The following is a 20,076-nucleotide window of genomic DNA, read 5'->3' on the forward strand; positions in this document are numbered from 1 at the left end:
GGAATAAAACAGAACATTTAAGTGTGAAACATCAGATTCGGATCGTTTAATAACAGAATGGAAACATGGATTCGATATTTTACAGGTTAATTATAAAAAGGAGTTGTTTTACATGGACAAGAAAGTACGTGCAGGTATTATAGGTGGTTCGATCAATAACGGATGGGCTAAAGGGACACATATACCAGCTATAGAGCAACTAAATGAGCTTGAACTTAAAGCAGTTGGGACGAGCAATATGGAGAGTGCCAAGAAAAGTGCAGAAGCATTTAACGCAACTCACGCTTTTGATAAATTTGAGGATTTGGCTCACCATTCCGATGTAGATATGAGTGTCGTTAGCATCAACGTAAAGGACCATTATGATGCAGTAAAAGCAATTGTTCCTGCCGGAAAACCGATTTATTGTGAATGGCCTCTTGGCTCGAATACGACTGAAGCGGTCGCCATGCAGGAAATGGTGGAAGCTGGTAAAGTGCCAAATGCGATTGGGCTGCAGGCGAGACAGGCTCCAGCAATCAATTATGTGAAAGATCTATTGGCGGAAGGCTATGTTGGAAGTGTTCTGTCAGGCAATTTAAAGATCTCTATTGATGCAATGGGAGGCGTGGGGGACAAGGCCACGGCGTACTTATTTGATCGGAAGATAGGAGGGAACTTGCTCACGATTGTAGGTGGTCATAATCTTGATGCATTTACCTACATGCTTGGAGAGTTTAAAGAGCTGTCAGCCGTCACAGCGCAACAATTCCCTAAAGTTGAATTGGTGGATACCGGAGAAATCATTGAAAAAACGACAGACGATCAGTTACTGATTACAGGAAAATTGACCAACGGTGCAGCTGCTAGCGTTCATATACAAGGGGGAGTAAAGCACCAAACAGGACTTACTCTTGAAATTTTCGGAGACAAGGGCACGATCGTCCTTAATGCGCCTGCCTCCATTCAATTTGGATCATACCAGTTACGGGGAGCAGGTTCTGATGATGAAGGACTTCAGGATTTAACTATTCCAGATTCGTATTACTGGGGACCAGATTCCCTTAAGAACGATGCAGGACTTGTTCTGAATGTCGCTCAGGCCCACAGAAAATTTGTTAAGGATATACGAGAAGGAACGTCCGAAACACCAAGTTTTGCAGATGCAGTAAAACTTCATCTGCTTCTTGATGCAGTGGAAAGAGCAGCACAAACTGGAGAACGTCAGTATTTATAAAACCTCTTAAAGTTTATGACTAGACAGGGTTTAACAATACGATAGGATGGTTTAGCTATCGTTCCAATAGATACTGGTTTGTTAATCCTTTGATTCTATTAGATATATCAGCACATCCATTCTTAAGCATTCTTAAGGCTAAATATGAATTAGAACTATAGGAGAGATTTCAAATGAATAATACCCTTGAATATCTTCATAATCATACATCTATTCGCTCTTTTACAAATCAACCATTGACAGAGGAACAACGGGAAGCAATCTTTCAGGCAGCTAATCAAACGTCATCATTCAGTCTACTACAAGTGGTTTCTATCATAAGAATTACAGATCCAGAACTACGAAAAAAAGTGATGCAACTCTCTGTAAATCAACCTTATATTGAAGAAGCAGGAGAGTTTTGGATTTTTTGTGCAGATTTTAACCGAAATCACCAAATTGCTCCCAATGTTGACCTTGAGTATATCGAATACCTTTTAATAGGCTCATTCGATGCTGGGCTAATGGCTCAAAATGCTTTGACTGCAGCAGAGTCAATGGGACTTGGTGGTGTCTATATCGGTGGAATAAGAGCTAATATTTCAGAATTAACCGAGGTATTAAAGTTACCCAAGTATGTGATTCCTTTAGTAGGGCTATGCATTGGCTATCCTGCTGGAGAGAAACCTGGAATAAAACCACGTTTGCCTCAATCGATGGTCATGTTTGATAATCAGTATCAGCCACTAGATGAAGAAAAATTAGCAAATTATGACCAACAGATGCGTGAATATTACCAGGATCGACCAGTTAAAGCGCCTTTTACAGTAAAGAAAGTAAAGGGATGGAAAGATCATATTGAGGATCATCTTGAAAGAAGCAGGCTGACCTTCATGCTCGAGTATTTAAACAAGCAAGGATTTGCTAAAAAATAGAATTTCATTAATTGAATTGATTTAATAGGAGATACAGATCTGAAGAAATAAAATACGGGTACCTTCTTAGTATTGATGCTTATTCACAATAATTGCAACTTTCTATTCAAATCCATTCACTGTTCTCATCAGAATCGATTTTTTGAGTGTGGGAGGAGGAGGTCATTCGCCTAAATGATTTAATAAAGGGCGGTCCTTAACATGCAACCTTCTAAGCAGTAGGTCGTCCCCTTAATTTGAAAAAATTTCATATCTGTATTAGGCGTTTCTGTTGAGAACCAGGTAAGGGAGATATACATCTAAGGAAGGTGTGAAAGAAGAACAGAAATGCTTTCTGAGTGAGAAATGCAAAGCGAGCTTTCTTATTGAAAATGCCAGGTTCTTACATGCGATGGAATGACATACTTTTTGACATACTGCATCTCATAATTACTTAGGTTTCATTAATAATAATATCTGGTTTGTGTATTATAGAATCTTCTGTGACTTATTTTATGTATTCTATTGTCTCCCATTTATTTAGACGAAACCATGGGCGGCATGATGTGATAACGCCCAAAATCCTTTCATGACAAGGATTTTGAAGCCTTGAAAGCCTAAAATGACTGGGATTTAATATTAAATATAGAATTAATAAGCTCTTCAAAAGTTCAGAGAACTTTTGAAGAGCTTATTTTCATCTGCAGGAGATTCTTAGATTTCTAAACTATCTAAGAATTGTTAACTAAACCAAACCTTTGCTCTTTTCTTAGGTGAATGAGGATAAGTAAAAGTGAAATTCACTATTTTAGTTTCTTTAACTAAGATGGTTAAAAAAGGTATGTATTCATTTTTTTATCGAAAACATAGTAACCAAAGTAATTTTCTCTAAGTAAGGGAGAGATTAGATAGAAGGTGGTCTAAAAGTGCTCCACCAGTAAAAACTCCAGCCCCTCAGATCAAACAAAAAACGAGCAGCTCTTGTTTATAAAGAGCTGCCCGATTTAAAATTTAGTCTTCTTTCATTTCGGTTTTCAGCTTACTGAGAGGCTGTGGTGGGCAAGCCTTTTGTGTAAGACGTGAAACGATGATGATGGTGAGCAGTCCGCATACCATTGCGAGCGTACGGAATGGGAAGAGTACGACGCCGTCTTCGATCATCGGATACGGAAGAAATGCCGATAATCCGAGAGCTGGTTCGCCTCCTCCTAAACGAAGGAAGAAGGAAACGGAAAGTCCTGCAATCGCTCCGTATGTGTTTGCTTTTTTATCAAACAATGCTGTCGTCAGCTGAGGGAATAACATACAGTAGACGAGGTCGGCACACAGATACCAGAGCGTGTACACGCTGTCGATGTTCAGTGCGACGATGGTTGCTGTGAGTCCAATAATGATAATAGAAACACGAATCGTACGCTTAATGTCCTTTCCAGTCGCTTTCGGTTTCACAAGCGGACGGTAAATGTTCCATGCTGCCATGGAAGATGCGGAAAGGATGGAAGAATCCATCGATGACATGACCGCTGCTGCTACTGCACCGAGCGCGACGATAGAAAAGACATAAGGTGACATATAGTTGATGACGTAAGCGAGAATCTCGGAAGCGGCACCAGGGCCTTCGATTCCGTAGCTCGCCCAGTCAGCAGAGAAACCTGCGACACCGATCATAACGGCCGGTACGGCAAGAACAATACATAGGATACCGGCTGCAATCGAGAGCCACATCGCTGTATTTTCATTTTTCGAGGAAAGAACCCTTTGGAAATAAACCTGCCAAGGAATACCCCGAAGATGAGCAGCAATGCATAGTCCCACCAGTTCCAGTAATAATTTCCCCAGTCCGGATGATTCCAGCCATCGAGCGGCGGGAAGAGATTCGTAAATCCGGCCATGCCTTCTTTGTAAGCTCCCCATGCTTGACCGAGTCCACCGACTTCAGAGAGTGCAAACGGAACGACGAGGAATAGGCCGATGATAATCATGATGATTTGAGCTACGTCGGTGAGAGCAACTGACCACATACCACCGACAAATGTGTATGCGATGGCAATAATGGCGGAAATAATGATGGATGTGGTGAAGTTCAGTCCGAGAATCAGGCCGAACGTTGTTCCGAGCGCAACGAGAATCGCAGCACTCCAGAATAGTTCTCCTAAGAGTGCAGGCAGGTAAAGAACCCCTGCAACTTTTTTTCCGAAACGTACTTCCAGTGGATCGAGCATCGTCGTGAACTCGTACCTTCTCATTTTACGGGCGTAGAAAATACCACCAATAATAAGGCTGAGTCCGTATCCCCAAGGTGCCTGAGCCCAGACAATACCTGAGGCGAACGTCGTCTCGGCTGTCCCTGCAATATATCCGCCACCCACCCATGTCGCGGTCATTGTGAACATTGCGATCCACAGCGGCATGGATCGGCCGGCGACCATCATATCTTTTGCGCTGTCCGATTTCTTCCCGGCGGTGATGGATCCGATGTAGAAGATGACAGCATAGGAGATGAACATAAATGCCAATGCTCCCCAATTCACATCGTTACCTGTAAATCCTACGTACAGTGCGACGATGAGAAGTAACCCTAAAAATCCTAATAATCCTGCTTTTTGAACGTTAGTATCCTGCTTTTTTTTGACCTGCTTCCTGTCTGGCTTTGCAGATGGTTGTGGTTGCACGCAATCACTCCTTTTATTTATATGTTTTGTTATGGATCTGTTTGAAAGGTAAACAGATCGTTTTTTTTAAATGTAAAGCTTGCAACAGAACCGGTTCTTGTTAATTAATTTAAAACGTTTAATAATTATTAAACAATTAACATCTCTTACATTAACGTAGAATAAACGTTTGTCAACTCACTTTTTGGAGGATATTGCGGCTCAGACTTATAGCGGCAAGGGATGGACAGATTTTTTAAAAGTAGGAGAGGGAGCGGGGAGTTGCGGTTTCGACTTGTTTATTGATTTTCGAACCCTCTTATCTTAAAAAGAATGAGGAGTAGTTGTTTACAACATAAAATCCCTGTGATATTATCAAAATTGTTAAAAACGTTTAAAAAAAATTAAATAAAATAAACAGTACAAAAAAGGAGGTACGATTATGAAACAAATGTACATTAACGGAGCATGGGTAGACGCCCAATCCGGAAACACAAGAGACATCATCAACCCGTACAACCAGAAAGTCGTTGCGACAGTGGCTGAAGGGGATGCAGAAGATGCGAAGCTCGCAATCGCTGCAGCAAGAGAAGCTTTTGACAACGGCGAGTGGAAAGACACGCCAGGAGCGGAGCGCGGACAGAAAGTTCTCCGCATTGCAGAGCTAATTGAACGGGATAAAGAAGAACTTGCCGAACTCGAAACGCTTGATACCGGAAAGACAGTGGAAGAGAGCCGTGCGGACATGGAAGATATCGCAGGAGTGTTCCGTTACTTCGCAGGTCTTGCGGATAAAGATGGCGGCGAAGTGATTGAATCCCCGATCCCGGACAGTCAGAGTAAAGTCGTCCGCGAACCGGTCGGTGTGTGCGGTCAAATTACACCTTGGAACTATCCGCTACTTCAAGCAGCATGGAAAATCGCGCCGGCATTGGCAGCAGGAAACACGATCGTTATAAAGCCTAGTGAAATCACTCCACTTACGACTGTGAAAGTTACGGAACTGATGGAAGAAACAGGGTTCCCTAAAGGGGTTGTCAACCTCATACTCGGCGCTGGTGCAACTGTAGGTAACGAACTGGCAGAAAATGAAGATGTCGATCTGATCTCTTTCACTGGAGGTATTGAAACAGGAAAGAAAATTATGCAGACAGCGAGCGGAAACGTGAAGAAAATTGCGCTTGAACTTGGCGGGAAGAACCCGAACGTTGTATTCGCTGATGCTGATTTCGAAACAGCTGTCGACCAGGCACTGAACGCAGTCTTTTTCCATGCCGGGCAGGTTTGTTCTGCAGGAGCAAGACTGATCATTGAAGATTCCGTTCACGACCGTTTTGTGGAGGAACTCAAGAAGCGCGCGAAACGAATTAAGTTAGGAGACGGTTTCAAAGAAGATACACAATCTGGGCCGCTCATCTCCGCTGATCATCGCGGCAAAGTCGAAAGTTATGTAGAGATCGGGAAGCAGGAAGGTGCGAATCTGCTTGTCGGAGGAGCACGTCCGGAAGATCCAGAGCTTCAGGACGGCTTTTTCTACCTGCCGACGATTTTCACAGAGTGCACGTCTGATATGAGAATTGTGCAGGAGGAAGTGTTCGGCCCGGTTCTTACAGTCGAGCGTTTCCAGACAGAAGAAGAAGCAGTGAACCTAGCGAATGATTCGATTTACGGACTTGCCGGTGCGGTGTTCACGACAGACATCGATAAAGCGGAACGTGCGGCTGGTCAAATGCGCATGGGCACCGTTTGGATCAATGATTTCCATCCGTACTTCGCACAGGCACCGTGGGGCGGATATAAACAGTCCGGAATCGGCCGTGAACTCGGCAAACCTGGTCTTGAAGAATATACAGAAACGAAACATATTTTCCGTAACGTGAAGCCTGAACCGATCCACTGGTTCAAGTAATCGCTGACGATAAAATTTCTGAGGAGGTTCTTAATATGAATGAATCATACGATATTGTTGTAATTGGTGCCGGAAGTGCGGGATCGATCCTCGGCGACCGGCTTAGTGAAGACGGAACGAAAAGTGTACTTGTACTTGAAGCGGGACGCAGTGACTATGCGTGGGACTTGCTGATTCAGATGCCGGCTGCGCTGCCGTTCCCTGCAGGTAAATCGCTATATGACTGGAAATATGAGTCCGACCCTGAGCCTTACATGAACGGCCGTCGCATCAAGCATGCCCGCGGAAAAGTCCTTGGTGGTTCAAGTTCAATCAACGGCATGATCTATCAGCGCGGGAACCCGAAAGACTATGAGCGCTGGGGTGCCGACGAAGGAATGGGAACGTGGGGGTTCGCTCACTGCCTACCATACTTCAAACGTCTGGAGAACGCGCTCGGCACGGATAAAGATGATAAATATCGTGGCCATGACGGTCCGATTAAATTGGAGAAGGGTCCGGCGACGAATCCGCTCTTCAAAGCCTTTTTCAACGCAGCTGTCGAAGCCGGCCATTACCGCACGCCTGACGTGAACGGATTTCGTCAGGAAGGTTTTGGCCCGTTCGATAAGCACGTATACAAAGGCCGTCGCATGTCCGCATCACGTGCGTACTTGCACCCTGCAATGAAGCGCAAGAATCTTACGGTAAAAACACGTGCATTCGTACAGCACATCGATATCGACGGTGAGAAGGCTCGTGGTTTGGGTTTGACTTATAAACGAAACGGAAAAGAGCATTACGTAAAAGCAGGAGAAGTCATCCTTTCCGGTGGTGCGATCAACACGCCGCAGCTACTTCAGCTTTCCGGTGTCGGTGATCCGAAACACCTTCGTTCTGTAGGCGTTCAGCCGAAAGTAAACCTTCCTGGTGTAGGGGAAAACCTTCAGGACCACCTTGAAGTTTACATTCAGCACGCCTGCCCACTGCCAGTATCTGAACAGCCGAACCTGAAAAAAACGAAGATGCCTTGGATTGGATTGCAGTGGTTACTAGGACGCAAAGGTCCAGCTGCGACAAACCACTTTGAAGGTGGCGGTTTCGCCCGTTCAAACGAAGATGCCGACTATCCGAACCTGATGTATCACTTCCTGCCGGTAGCGGTGCGCTATGACGGAAGAAAAGCACCAGTCGAGCACGGGTTCCAGGTTCACATCGGACCAATGTACTCCGACGCTCGCGGCTCGTTGAAAATTCAATCGAATGATCCAAAAGCACATCCTAGCATGGTGTACAATTACCTTTCTACGGAACAGGACAGACGCGAATGGGTCGAAGCTGTACGAGTGACTCGTGAAATCATGTCCCAGCCGGCGATGAAGCCTTATAATGGTGGAGAAATTTCTCCGGGATCATCCGTTCAGACAGAACAGGAGATCCTCGACTGGGTTGCAGAAGATGCGGAAACAGCCCTTCACCCAAGCTGTACAGCAAAAATGGGACCGGCATCCGATCCGATGGCAGTCGTTGATCCGAAGACGATGAAAGTTCATGGTCTTGATAACCTGCGCGTCGTTGATGCATCGGCTATGCCTTACGTGACAAACGGAAACATCCACGCGCCGGTACTGATGCTTGCAGAAAAAGCTGCGGACATCATTCAGGGTAAAAAACCGCTTGAACCTGAGCACCTTGAATATTACCAGCACGGAGTTCATCCAGCTGATGCGGGTACTGTAAAAGGTTAATTTGCAACTGAATTAAGAAATAATACGGAATCAGGGGCGTTGTGCAGGCTCCTGATTTCGATTTATGTTATAGTGAGAGCGTAAAGTGGTAAAATCATATTGAATAAAATAAATGTTTAAAACAAAAGGAGAGTAGGTGATTCTTTGAAAAAAAAGTCAGAAGAACTGATTGAAGAGGCGGAAGGAGCCGTCGTCAATTCTATTGCCGAAACGATGGACTTGTATGGAATCACTCCGTCAACCGGGCGATTATTCGCAAGGATGTACTTCAAGCATAAGCCGATGACGCTCGATGACATGAAGGATGATCTCGGAATGAGCAAACCGAGCATGAGTATTGCTGTCCGGAACCTGCAGGAGATCAGCATTGTCCAGAAAGTGTGGCAGAAGGGCTCGCGCAAGGATTCCTTCATGGCGGAGAAGAACTTTTTTAAATATTTCTCTCACTTTTTTGGAAACAAGTGGGAGCGGGAAGCCAAGCTGAACCTCTCTGCGATTGATTATGCAGAAGGGATGCTTCAGCAGGTGATTGACGATGAGGAAGCAGACGAAGAGACGATTGAAAGAGCGAAGGTTGATTATGAACAGCTTGAAGACTACCGGAAATATTGCAAGTGGCTCGAACGACTGGCCGATTCCATCGATTCCGGGAAGATTTTCGACTTTTTGCCGGTGGAAGAAGCGACTTCGGAGAAAAAGAATTAGTGTTCGTGTCTGCCCCCATAGACGTCAATTTAAGAGAAAATAAAACAGTGGTAAATGGTTGATTTATAAATAAACGTGGAATCAAAAGAATAAATTCAATTATTTCCCAGTCATGGCTGTACATAAATAAGCCAGATGTCATATTTTTTTAAAATAAAGAAATTAGGCAGCTTTTTTTAAGATTTTCCTGTAAGTGATATGAAGAATTTCAAAAACGCCGGGTTCTCCGTATCGATGTTCTTTCCGTTCATATATATATGCTGAAATAGATGAACATCCCCATCCAATGCCAATTCATTTCCGACCATAATAACAGGGCGCTGCTTAGTCTGACGGGTTCCTTTAAAAAGAACATCTGCCAACCAAACATCGCCCTGTTTCACCTTACTATTCATTGTAGATGTCGTCCTCCTCATTATCCCACTAGGCATAATTTTCATTTAGTGTAATAACATCTTTGGACATATATTTTTCTTTAATTTTATCAAGTACCTTTTGTCGATCTGTCTCACTCAACATGCCAATTTCCTTCATAATCTTATCTGGAATAGACATATCAGCACCTCCATTAAACACACCCCTTATTATACCTTATACTCGCGTACATAAATGTTCAGGCACATTTATATATGAAGATTTCTCTTGCTCTCTTACATTTCAAGCAGGTAAATCGCTTAATCATGTAGTAAATAATAAAGACAAATTTTTAAAATGAAATAATCAAAATACATAACCGTTTCGATTGATTTTTCTATTATTAACCAAAAATAGAGGAGGCTTTAGTGTCCAATCCTTTGACTGGATTTCTTAAAGTTCTGTTCGAAATTCGAGCCTCTCATTAGTTCAAAGGACTTTTGATAGGTTTTTCTTTTCTCGGATTCAGTCTATTATTAAAGGAAAGGTTTATATCTGCTTTAATTTTAAAAAAAGGAGCCTTTGATATATTATCGATGGATAGTATGAAGTAAGACGGTAAACAACGGGGTATAATCATAACAATTAAAGGAACATACATACTGGGGAGAGAAATATAATGTACAATATAACTGCTATTTCAAATTGGACTAATGATTATTTCCCTTCAGGTATCAGGAACTAGAGAGAAGTATTGGCTTAAGTCAGATACAGGTAATAAGAATCGATATTTGTTCAAAGTACCTAAGGTATCAAACGTTGGAAACCTGTTATATGTAGCAGATGATGGTTACTATTTTGAATATGATAAAACTAATAAACCAAGAGGACGTCAAGAAGCAAAACAAAATGGGCTTGTAACATTTTTTCCTTTCCAGACCTTTCTAGAAGTTATTACTCCCCTTTTATAGTAGAAGGTTTCCTAATAAAGAACGCCCAGATTATAAGTCACTACTTCACACTCATTTGGGTTAAAAAGTTTATCACATGAAATGGAAATTTTACGTGTCACAAAAGGGAAGACAACCACTGATTCTTTTGAGTTGGTTTTTCCTTTGCTAATGGATGAAAATATGCTTAGGGTAGACTTTTATATTGAAGGCTGGAGATATTATGATGGTGAAAAGTCATTAGAGACTTTAGAAATGGGTCAGGAATTAAAATTAGTTAGAGAGTCTAATCATCAGCATGATAAGTATACAGTGAAAATTTTATTGACAGATGATACACAACTAGGTTACATTCCTGCGGTGTATGCGAAGTTCTTTTCCACGCTTTTAAAAGAAGATCAATTTGTGAGCATGACCATTAAAGCAATTAATAAATATGGAATTCCACAAATAAAAGTTTTGGTACATGTTACCGGTTTATTACCACTTCATTTAAGAGAAAAGTATCCTAATTTACTTTATCCTACACAAAATAAACTTGAATACACATAATAAATCATTTCCTAATCAATTCCAGGATCAACCGCATAAAATGGACAATACAATGGGGTATTTCCAGTTAGCTGCTGATTTCTTTGATTTTCTTTCAAAAGCTACCGCGCTTATGCTTGCTTCCCTTAAAGCCCTAGACGGTTACAGCTTTTTGTGTGATTTCTCTTTTTTGATGAGCCCGATCCTGCTGAAGGGTTTGGGCTGCTTGGTTCGCTGTAGACTGGAGACCTATATGGAATCGAAATTTAACCGACATATAAACAATTAAGAGAAGATGACTACCTATATATAGCAGGTAGTCATCTTCTTTTTTACGTAAATAGACTTTTTTCAGTGTCCACGAAAGCTTGCCCCCTCCCCTCCTTTTTAGCCATATCATATCAGACGATTTGTCGAAAAATTTAAAATAAACAATTTTTCTAAAAAATAAAACAATATTTTTGTTGTGAAAGCGTTTTATAATATGTAGCCTTGAGAATAGATTAATGCATTAAAAAACCTGCCCGTTATGCTCCGCGATAACCTCCGATGTACAAGAGAGTGGATGGAAGATGATATACAAACCATACTCCTTTTAAATGAGGAAGTGCTAAAAGTTACTTTGGGATCCATAACCTAAAGGGAGGTGAATACCATTTGATTTTTTATATTGAACAATGATTTCCTGCAATCTGAAAAGTTACGTTGTTTACCAAGTGATGAGAGTATATTAAATTTCAAAGGAGGTTAAGAAAGTGGAAAAAATTTATTTTAAAAAAACAATTACAGTATTTCTTGTATCTATGATGGCGCTTCCTTTACTGCTTGCGAATTTCGGTAAGCCTCTTCATGCAGAGGATGTAGATAACGATTTGGTAGATATTACGGATAACACACTTGAAGAGGGAGATTTTAAAATCGTCCAAGGAGACGGGACACTAGACTATAGGGACGATGGTTCTGTAACGTTTGGTGTTACCTCCAATGGAAAAAATAAGATTGTTTATGATGAAATGGAAGAATTAAAGAATGGTATTTTTGAAGCTGATATCACTCCAGATACGGATTTGAGTCGTTTTGGGTTTATTTATCGTGTCCAAGACCCTTCCACATACACTTATACAGGAACAGGTGATCAGAACGATCTATACTTTGGAGAAGTATTCGGCCCTGTAAACAAATGGACATCTATGACAGAAGGCGTGCCATTAGAAGCGGATCAAACGTATCGTTTAAAATTGAAATTTGTGAACGATTCCGCATCTTTATTTATTGATGGGGAAAAAATCGCTTCCTGGACACAACCAGAGGGAACGGATAAAGCAGGTTTAGTTGGGCTGGAAAAGAGCAGAGGTGCAGCGAACATCAACATCTCTAATGTAAAAATCAAAGAATACATTCCACCAGAGCCCCCAATACGGAACCCGTAGAACAGACATTGAGCTCGGATTATATGGATGTAACGATTGATGAAGTTTTCCCTCGTATTATTAACTATACGGTGGGCGACAAAGTTATGAATGGGCAAAAATCTCCGGTTTACGGATTAAGAGTAAACAACATGCTATATTATCCAGAAGTCGGCTTTGAAAAGGTTAGTGATGATGAAGCCCTTTACACTTTAACCGTTAAGGATATGGATGAGGATTTGAATGCTATGTTCAAACTATCATTGAAAGTAAAAGATAATAAGGTGATTTATTCATTTGATCAAATAGAAAATGAGGGAGATACGCCTATTGAAACTGTAGAATTTGCTGATATGAATTTTATCTCAGTAGATTCCAAACAAACGAACGCTAAAGCTAAATTAACGAATCTCAGTAGTGATGTGAATAAACCGGGGGATGAAAAGGTAAGGGTAGATGGTTCTATGGAAAACATCGGAACATCGGCTCGTTATTACACGGCCTTTTTATCTACTGACGAATTAAGTGCTGGAGTATGGTCCAGTTCAGAAGTAGATGGGTACCTGAACTTGGTTGCCAACCGTTACGAAAGTGAAGATGGTGCTAAAGCAATGGGGATCGGGTCTAGTAAGCTTTACTATCATCGGGGATTTATGCCAGATCCATCATCCAACAAACCAACGATCAAAATCGTTATTGCAGAAGAGTCGAATGGCGATGAAAAAGTTGACTGGCAGGATGGTGCGATTGCATACCGCGATATTATGCAAGAGATTGAAGGTTCAGAAGATGTGAATAATATTGTTGCTACACGTATTGCTATGAACTTTGGATCACAAGTACAGCAACCATTTCTAAAAACACTGGATAATGTAAAAAAAGTAGCCGTTGCGACAGATGGCTTAGGACAAGCTGTGTTATTAAAAGGATATGGAAACGAAGGACATGACAGTGCGCATCCTGATTATGGGGATGTAGGAGAACGTATGGGTGGCGCAGAGGATTTAAATACTCTCATTAAAGAAGGCCACAAGTACAATTCCGAATTTGGTGTCCATATTAACGCTCAAGAAACGTACCCTGAAGCAGATGCCTTCAGTGAGAACTTGATCAATAGTTCAAACTCGAGAGGATGGGGTTGGCTAGACCAATCTTATACGATTAATAAATTGAAAGATTTGTATTCAGGTACACGCGCTCAAAGATTGGATGAGTTAAAGGAAGCAGTCCCCGATCTCGATTTTATCTATTTAGATGTATGGTATCAAGATCAGTGGGAATCAAATAGAGTAGCGGAGCAGTTTATTGATCGAGGCTGGAGAGTAACCACTGAGTTTGGTACATCAATTGCCAACCATTCGACCTGGCAGCATTGGGCTACCGATAAGAACTATGGTGGACCAGCTAACAAGGGTATCAACTCAGAAGTGCTTCGTTTTATCAGTAACCACCAGAAAGACTCTTGGGTGTTGAATTGGCCTGAGGAAGGCGGAACCGCTGATCATCCATTGCTTGGTGGGTATGAATTAGCTGGTTTTGAAGGATGGCAATCGGATAAGAACTTTGATAACTTTATCCAGATGACGTTCGACACAAATGTCCCCACTAAATTTTTACAGAAGTATTATGTAACTAATTGGGCAAAAGTGGAGGGAGATCCTACAAAAACGAATTTAGAAAAAGAGATCAAATTAGAGGATCCAAATAATGGGGACGAAGTGGTAGTAACGAGAAAAGACAATTCTAGAGAACGTATCATTACACTTAATGATCAAGTAGTCCTTGATGGACACAAGTATTTGCTTCCATGGGTAGAGCAGGACTTCGAAACACCGACCTCTGACTCTGAAAAACTATACCACTGGAATTTGAAAGGTGGAGAATCCACTTGGACACTCCCAGATGAATATTCTGGTGCGAAAAAGGTTTACGTGTACAAGTTGACAGATCAAGGAAGAGGGAAAAAACAAATAGTTAGAGTCGTAGACAATCAAATAACTTTGAATGCTGAGCCTGCTACCCCATATGTGGTAGTAGAAGACAAAGGCGAAGGGGTACAGATTAATGAATGGAGCACAGGTGCTCATGTTTATGACACCGGTTTTAATATTGGAACGGTAAAAGATAAACAAACAACTGTTGTCGGAGATAAAAAAGCGGTTAGTGTCAAGAGAACAGATCAAACAGAAAGTGCTCGTCAATTAAGCAGTGGAGACTATTATTTGAATTTTGATAGTCCATCAAAAGATACAACAGTCACCCGTGCATTAGTTAATTTGGAACCGGGCAAAGATTATGTAGCAGAGGTATATGTAGAAAATAATAGTGATGTGAGAACTGAAGTCGAAGTAATTGGTGGAGTAACAGATGTGAGCAATTACGCACCCCGGAGTCTGCAGAAAAACTATGTCAAAGCTGATTCCCATGCTACCAATGATGGATACAATAGTAAAATGCAAAGAATGCAAGTAAGCTTTACAGCTGAATCTGAAACAGCTGAACTGACGCTCAAACGTGAAGCTGGAGAAGGAAGTACGAAGATGGATGATATTCGTGTCGTTCAAAAGACCTTGAAAAATCACGTATCTTCAAACGTATACCAACAAGGCTTTGAGTCAGTTGTTCAGGGGATTTACCCATTTGTTATTGGTAATACGGAAGGGGTCCAAGATAATAGAATTCATTTGTCTGAGTTGCATGCACCTTATACACAAAAAGGATGGGCAGGCAAAAAAGTAGTGGATGATGTCTTAGGTGGAAATTGGTCATTAAAAGTGAATACGGGGAACAAGGGTTTAGTGTATCGTACAATTCCACAGCATTTCCATTTTGAACCGGGTGTAACTTATAAAGTATCTTTCGATTATCAGACAACAACAGATTCTTATCGTTTTATATCAGGAAACCAAGCCATCGATGTAAAAGATATCAGTGATGCAAAGGGTTTAGAGGTGAATGAATCCCTTCCCGCGTCTGTTGAAACTAAGAGGGCATCGTTTACTGTTACAGGATCTGAAAATCAGCAAACTTACATCGGTATCTTCAGTGATGGAACCCGTGTAAATATGCATACAGGTGAAGGTACGTTTATGTTAGATAATCTTCGTATTGAGAAATCAGAAAAATAATAGGCAAGGTGATAGGCACCAATTTTGATTGGATAAGTTATTAAATTTTTCTCCCAATAGTCAATAGTCTGGAGAAATTTAAGTAACAAGCTTTTTCCCTGAGACCAAACATCTAGTTTTGTTTTTTCTCGGGGAATGTTTTTATTTTAGAAGTAATTCTTATTAACCATCTAGACAAACAAAGACATGTCGTAAATACTCGGAAGGAATCACTATAGGAGAGGGGGCTTGTTATGAAGGTATTAGTATGTGGTGGTGCCGGTTACATTGGCAGTCACGCGGTTGTCGAACTATTGCAAGCTGGATATGGAGTTGTTGTGTTAGATAACTTAGAAACAGGGCATCAGCATACGGTTGATCCAAGGGCAGCTTTTATAAAAGGAGACTTGAGAAATAAAGGGGATATTCGTTCTGTGTTTGATGATCACAGAATTGGTGCAGTTATGCATTTCTCAGCAAGTTCCCTTGTTGGTGAGAGTGTATCTGTTCCTTTGGAATACTATGAGAACAACGTGTACGGAACACTAAATCTTCTGCAAGTCATGAAAGAGTACGAAGTAGATAACATTATTTTTTCATCGACCGCAGCAACTTATGGGGAACCTGAGAAGATCCCTATTTTTGAAACAGATGGTACAAAACCAACAAGTCCGTACGGAGAGACAAAATTGGCGGTTGAAAAAATGCTCAAATAAGCAGATAAAGCACATGGAATCAGACATGTAGTTCTGCGTTATTTTAATGTTGTCGGTGCACATCCTGAATTTGATATCGGAGAAGACCACAATCCTGAGACTCACCTCGTACCGATCATCTTACAAGTAGCCAAAGAGGAAAAAGAGAGCATTTCTATTTTTGGTGATGATTACCCAACAGAAGATGGGACATGTATCAGGGATTATGTACATGTTGTCGATTTGATTCAGGCCCATATTCTTTCAATGGAGTCCTTGCATGAAGGAATGAATTCAACCGTTTATAATCTTGGAAATGGATCAGGTTTTTCCGTTAAAGAATTGATCGAAGCTGCACGACAGGTGACTGGTCATGAGATTCCTGCTGTCGTTGCCCCACGGCGGCAAGGGACCCTGCACGTTTAGTCGCCTCTTACGAAAAAGCAAAGTCCGAGCTCGGTTGGGAACCTGCCTATACATCAATGAAAGATATGATCGCTACGGCCTGGGAGTGGCACAAAGGGTAAGTAAAGAAGAGGAGACGGAACTCTCTGCATAATCCAAAGAGATCCGTCTTTATTCTGCTAAGATGAATTTGCTTTACGGTAGGCTGAAGGAGTCTTCTGGGTTGATCGCTTGAATACCTGTGTAAAAAAAGATTGAGATGAGAATCCAATAATATTTGCGATGTGTACAATTGGATAATCGGTTGTCTCTAGCAGGATTTTGGACTCTCGAATACGGACTTGATTCAAGTATTCGATCGGTGAGATTCCAATGTCCTCCTTAAACGTGTGGGACAGGTAATATTTATTGATGTGGCCGGCTTCAGCAAGGTCATCCAGGGTCAACGGTTCACGGTAATTTTGATGAATGTAATATTTGATGAAAGCGACCGATTTATTGATATTTTTAGGTTCGGTCTTTTCAATAACAAAGTCTTTCCCTCTTCGAAGTTTTACGAGCAGAATTGAAATAATGCTCTGACAAATGACTTCATATTCTTCTTCGGTGTATTTGACCTCCTCGAGCAGTTTATTCAAATAAAACAGAATATCATTTCGATCAACTTGATACGTAAACAACCCCATTTGAGACTCCGTTTCATCAGCAAGAGAAAAGGCTAGTCCTTCAATGCCGAGAGCCATATATTCAAGTGAATCTCTTGGATTGGACTTTTCTGTATGTTCGACGTTGGGATTGATGACGACAAGATCATTTTCTTTGACCAGGATTTCATTACTGGGTAAAAGGAAAGAGCCCTTTCCCTTTACGATATAGAAGAGTTCTGTGAAATGGTGGGAGTGCTTTGTGCTGTGCCAGCCTTTATCGTACTCAGAATGGGTGATATACAATAGGGTGAAGGGATTTTTCTTGCTTTTTTTTTCGTTAACACGATAGATTTCATAGGACATGTTTCATCCTCCTCGTTCACACTTATTGGAACTATTTTATAGGTGATTCGGAAAAATAGCAATATTCCTAAAAAAGGGAACAAGATGTTTATTGTGAAAGCGTTTTAGCAACGTTACGATTAAATTGTAAATGACTAATAAAGGGGGAGCCAGTTATGAATATAAAAAAGCTTTTATTCGTTTTGGCAATGTTGTCCATCGTCATTGCTTTAGGGGCATGTTCGGACACTGAAGATGCTAACACTTCAGAGGCAGATGACGGGGAAAAAGTTCTTAAGGTAGCAGCATTGGAATCGGCTTATGGAAAAGAGATGTGGCATCAAATAGCCGAAAGTTATGAAGCTTTAAACGATGGAGTTAAAGTTGAATTGACAATTGAAAAGAATTTAGAGCAAGTTATCCGGCCGAAAATGCAGGCGGGCGAATTTCCAGATGTACTCTTGCTTGCAACAAACCGACCAGAGGCAATGACAGAAACTATGATCAAAGCAAACGGGTTAGAAAAAATAAATGATGTTTTTGAAATGACTATCCCTGGAGAAGACCAGACAGTCAATGAAAAATTGCTCGAAGGCTTTACAGATACGTTGGCAACAAACCCATATGCAGATGGAGATACTTACTTGGCACCGATGTTCTATAGTCCGACAGGGTTGTTCAATAACGCTGGTCTCTTCAAAGGAAAAGGATGGGAAGTACCAACTACATGGGATGAAATGTGGAAGCTTGGTGAAAAAGCCAAAGAAGAAGGTATTGCCCTTTTCACTTATCCAACGACCGGCTATTTCGATACATTTGTCGGCTCTTTGATGTATGCAGTAGGAGGTTCAGATTTCTTTAATGCTGCCATGCAATATGAAGACGGAATCTGGGAAACAAAAGAAGCGGAAAAAGTATTGAAGACAATTGAAAAACTGGCTGAATATACACATCCGAATACGGTAGCGAATGCGAATCCGAAAGATTTCACGAAAAACCAACAATTGATCTTGAATAACGAGGCGTTGTTCATGCCAAACGGAACATGGGTCGTCGGTGAAATGAAAGAAGCACCGAGGGCGGACAACTTTGAGTGGGGCATCACAGCGATTCCGGCTTTCGAAGAGGGCGGAGACCGCTATGCATTTACGTTTTTTGAGCAAATGTGGATCCCGGCTAAAGCGGAGAATAAAGAGACGGCAAAAGATTTTATTGCTTACATGTATTCTGATGAGGCAGCACAAATATTCTTGGATTCTGGTGCCGTCCAGCCAATTAAAGGATTGACGGATAAGCTGGAAGGCCAAAAACAAACCTTCTATAGCATTTATGAAGATGAATCTGTCCTCCCGGCTATGGGAACATTCGCTTCTACAAAACCAGTGCCTGGAGCAAACATAAGCGATGTTCTATATGGTCAGATCGACAGTGTGATGAGTGGTGAACTGACTTATAAGGATTGGCAGGCAAGTATTGAGGAAGTTAGTGACAGGCTTAGATCAGCAATGAAATAAGCTGTTCGTATAAAAAGAGTGTAAAAAAGAAAGGAGACGGAGAGAGCCTTTGGCTTCGTCTTCAAACTTTTAAGTAAATCTCATTACGAATTTTTGACGCAGACTGCGGTAAATTGGGGTGAATGTATTTGAGTAAAACCAAGGCAAGAAACATATTCATCGGTGTATGTATCACACCTGCAATTCTTTTATTTGTGATTTTTATGGTCATTCCTACTATTGATGTTTTCCGAATGTCCTTATACAGCTGGGGAGGCTTTTCCAACCAGAAACAGTTCGTTGGATTTGATAATTTTAAATTTTTATGGAATGACATGGACTTTATCCAATCTTTCCAGAATTCTATTTTATTGATTGTGATTGTAGCCCTTGTCACGTTGGTTGTCGCTGTGTTTTTCGCAGCGATTTTGACAAAAGAAAGAATAATAGGAGGAAACTTCTTTCGAGTTATCTTCTATATTCCGAATATTCTATCTATTGTTGTCATTGCAGGTATTTTCTCTGCTGTGTACGCGCCGTCAAACGGTCTGCTGAACAGTGTTTTCGCTGTGTTAAACTTAGATTTTTGGCAGCAAAAGTGGCTGGGGAATCAACAGATCGTTATCTACAGCGTGGCAGGTGCTCTTGTTTGGCAAGCAATCGGTTATTACATGGTTATGTACATGTCGAGCATGGCCAGTATCCCGGCTAGTTATTATGAGGCTGCATCACTGGAAGGAGCCAGTCCGTTTCGACAGTTTTTTGATATTACACTTCCATTGATATGGAACAATATCCGTACCACATTAACATTCTATATAATCAGTACGGTTAATTTGAGCTTTTTGCTCGTCACGGCGATGACTGGAGGAGGACCGGACGGATCAACAGAAGTCTTTCTGTCCTATATGTATGAACAGGCTTACGGTAATTCCACGTATGGCTATGGGATGGCGATCGGAGTAGTTGTGTTTTTATTTTCGTTCGCTCTCGCAGCGATTATCAGTCATATTACCAAACGTGATGTGTTGGAATATTAAGG

Annotated in this window: 11 protein-coding genes and 3 pseudogenes; 10 read left to right on the forward strand and 4 right to left on the reverse strand. The window is 41.3% G+C overall.

Going from position 1 to position 20,076, the window contains the following annotated elements:
- Positions 1-112 precede the first annotated feature (112 nt).
- Positions 113-1,216: a Gfo/Idh/MocA family protein gene (locus MUO14_RS15615; RefSeq protein WP_244751543.1), complete on the forward strand. Its 1,104-nt coding sequence runs from the start codon at positions 113-115 to the stop codon at positions 1,214-1,216.
- A gap of 173 nt (positions 1,217-1,389) precedes the next feature.
- Entirely contained in the window at positions 1,390-2,130 is a 741-nt protein-coding gene (gene nfsA, locus MUO14_RS15620; protein ID WP_244751544.1) for an oxygen-insensitive NADPH nitroreductase, read from the forward strand.
- A gap of 990 nt (positions 2,131-3,120) precedes the next feature.
- Here nfsA and MUO14_RS15625 read toward each other — a convergent pair.
- Positions 3,121-4,781: pseudogene (locus MUO14_RS15625) on the reverse strand (sodium:solute symporter family protein).
- A 421-nt stretch (positions 4,782-5,202) separates the two neighbouring features.
- On the opposite strand from MUO14_RS15625, the gene betB reads away from it, so the two are divergent.
- From betB to cudC, 3 genes are all read left to right on the forward strand, one after another.
- Positions 5,203-6,669: a betaine-aldehyde dehydrogenase gene (gene betB, locus MUO14_RS15630; RefSeq protein ID WP_396265633.1), complete on the forward strand. Its 1,467-nt coding sequence runs from the start codon at positions 5,203-5,205 to the stop codon at positions 6,667-6,669.
- A 35-nt stretch (positions 6,670-6,704) separates the two neighbouring features.
- Positions 6,705-8,396, forward strand: a complete 1,692-nt coding sequence (gene betA / locus MUO14_RS15635; RefSeq protein WP_244751545.1) for a choline dehydrogenase — start codon at positions 6,705-6,707, stop codon at positions 8,394-8,396.
- Between the two features lie 144 nt (positions 8,397-8,540).
- Positions 8,541-9,101, forward strand: coding sequence for a choline uptake/conversion transcriptional regulator CudC (gene cudC / locus MUO14_RS15640; protein WP_244751546.1), 561 nt, complete (start codon positions 8,541-8,543; stop codon positions 9,099-9,101).
- A gap of 176 nt (positions 9,102-9,277) precedes the next feature.
- Here cudC and MUO14_RS15645 read toward each other — a convergent pair whose 3' ends face one another.
- Both MUO14_RS15645 and MUO14_RS24360 read right to left on the reverse strand, forming a co-directional pair.
- Positions 9,278-9,496 (reverse strand): hypothetical protein, encoded by a 219-nt coding sequence (locus MUO14_RS15645; RefSeq protein ID WP_244751547.1) that lies wholly within the window; start codon positions 9,494-9,496, stop codon positions 9,278-9,280.
- A 28-nt stretch (positions 9,497-9,524) separates the two neighbouring features.
- On the reverse strand, positions 9,525-9,656 hold the full coding sequence (locus tag MUO14_RS24360) for a hypothetical protein (RefSeq protein WP_255822123.1): 132 nt from the start codon (positions 9,654-9,656) through the stop codon (positions 9,525-9,527).
- An 851-nt stretch (positions 9,657-10,507) separates the two neighbouring features.
- On the opposite strand from MUO14_RS24360, the gene MUO14_RS15650 reads away from it, so the two are divergent.
- From MUO14_RS15650 to galE, 3 genes and pseudogenes are all read left to right on the forward strand, one after another.
- A complete protein-coding gene (locus MUO14_RS15650) occupies positions 10,508-10,957 on the forward strand; it encodes an HIRAN domain-containing protein (protein ID WP_244751548.1) in 450 nt (149 codons plus the stop codon).
- An 851-nt stretch (positions 10,958-11,808) separates the two neighbouring features.
- Positions 11,809-15,473 (forward strand): annotated as a pseudogene (locus MUO14_RS15655) (endo-alpha-N-acetylgalactosaminidase family protein); the annotation flags it as partial.
- Between the two features lie 233 nt (positions 15,474-15,706).
- Positions 15,707-16,674, forward strand: a pseudogene (galE, locus tag MUO14_RS15660) (UDP-glucose 4-epimerase GalE).
- A gap of 57 nt (positions 16,675-16,731) precedes the next feature.
- Here galE and MUO14_RS15665 read toward each other — a convergent pair.
- Positions 16,732-17,562, reverse strand: coding sequence for a helix-turn-helix domain-containing protein (locus MUO14_RS15665; RefSeq protein ID WP_244751549.1), 831 nt, complete (start codon positions 17,560-17,562; stop codon positions 16,732-16,734).
- A 155-nt stretch (positions 17,563-17,717) separates the two neighbouring features.
- On the opposite strand from MUO14_RS15665, the gene MUO14_RS15670 reads away from it, so the two are divergent.
- Both MUO14_RS15670 and MUO14_RS15675 read left to right on the forward strand, forming a co-directional pair.
- Entirely contained in the window at positions 17,718-19,055 is a 1,338-nt protein-coding gene (locus tag MUO14_RS15670; RefSeq protein WP_244751550.1) for a carbohydrate ABC transporter substrate-binding protein, read from the forward strand.
- Positions 19,056-19,177: 122 nt separating this feature from the next.
- Positions 19,178-20,074, forward strand: a complete 897-nt coding sequence (locus tag MUO14_RS15675) for a carbohydrate ABC transporter permease (protein ID WP_244751551.1) — start codon at positions 19,178-19,180, stop codon at positions 20,072-20,074.
- The last annotated feature ends 2 nt before the right edge of the window (positions 20,075-20,076 follow it).

Source organism: Halobacillus shinanisalinarum (genome assembly GCF_022919835.1).
Taxonomy (GTDB): domain Bacteria; phylum Bacillota; class Bacilli; order Bacillales; family Halobacillaceae; genus Halobacillus_A; species Halobacillus_A shinanisalinarum.

Coding starts and splice junctions, on each gene's coding strand:
- MUO14_RS15615 (WP_244751543.1), top strand. CDS start 113: ATGGACAAGAAAGTACGTGCAGGTATTATAGGTGGTTCGATCAATAAC.
- nfsA (WP_244751544.1), top strand. CDS start 1,390: ATGAATAATACCCTTGAATATCTTCATAATCATACATCTATTCGCTCT.
- betB (WP_396265633.1), top strand. CDS start 5,203: ATGAAACAAATGTACATTAACGGAGCATGGGTAGACGCCCAATCCGGA.
- betA (WP_244751545.1), top strand. CDS start 6,705: ATGAATGAATCATACGATATTGTTGTAATTGGTGCCGGAAGTGCGGGA.
- MUO14_RS15645 (WP_244751547.1), bottom strand. CDS start 9,496: ATGAATAGTAAGGTGAAACAGGGCGATGTTTGGTTGGCAGATGTTCTT.
- MUO14_RS24360 (WP_255822123.1), bottom strand. CDS start 9,656: ATGTCTATTCCAGATAAGATTATGAAGGAAATTGGCATGTTGAGTGAG.
- MUO14_RS15650 (WP_244751548.1), top strand. CDS start 10,508: ATGGAAATTTTACGTGTCACAAAAGGGAAGACAACCACTGATTCTTTT.
- MUO14_RS15665 (WP_244751549.1), bottom strand. CDS start 17,562: ATGTCCTATGAAATCTATCGTGTTAACGAAAAAAAAAGCAAGAAAAAT.
- MUO14_RS15670 (WP_244751550.1), top strand. CDS start 17,718: ATGAATATAAAAAAGCTTTTATTCGTTTTGGCAATGTTGTCCATCGTC.
- MUO14_RS15675 (WP_244751551.1), top strand. CDS start 19,178: ATGTATTTGAGTAAAACCAAGGCAAGAAACATATTCATCGGTGTATGT.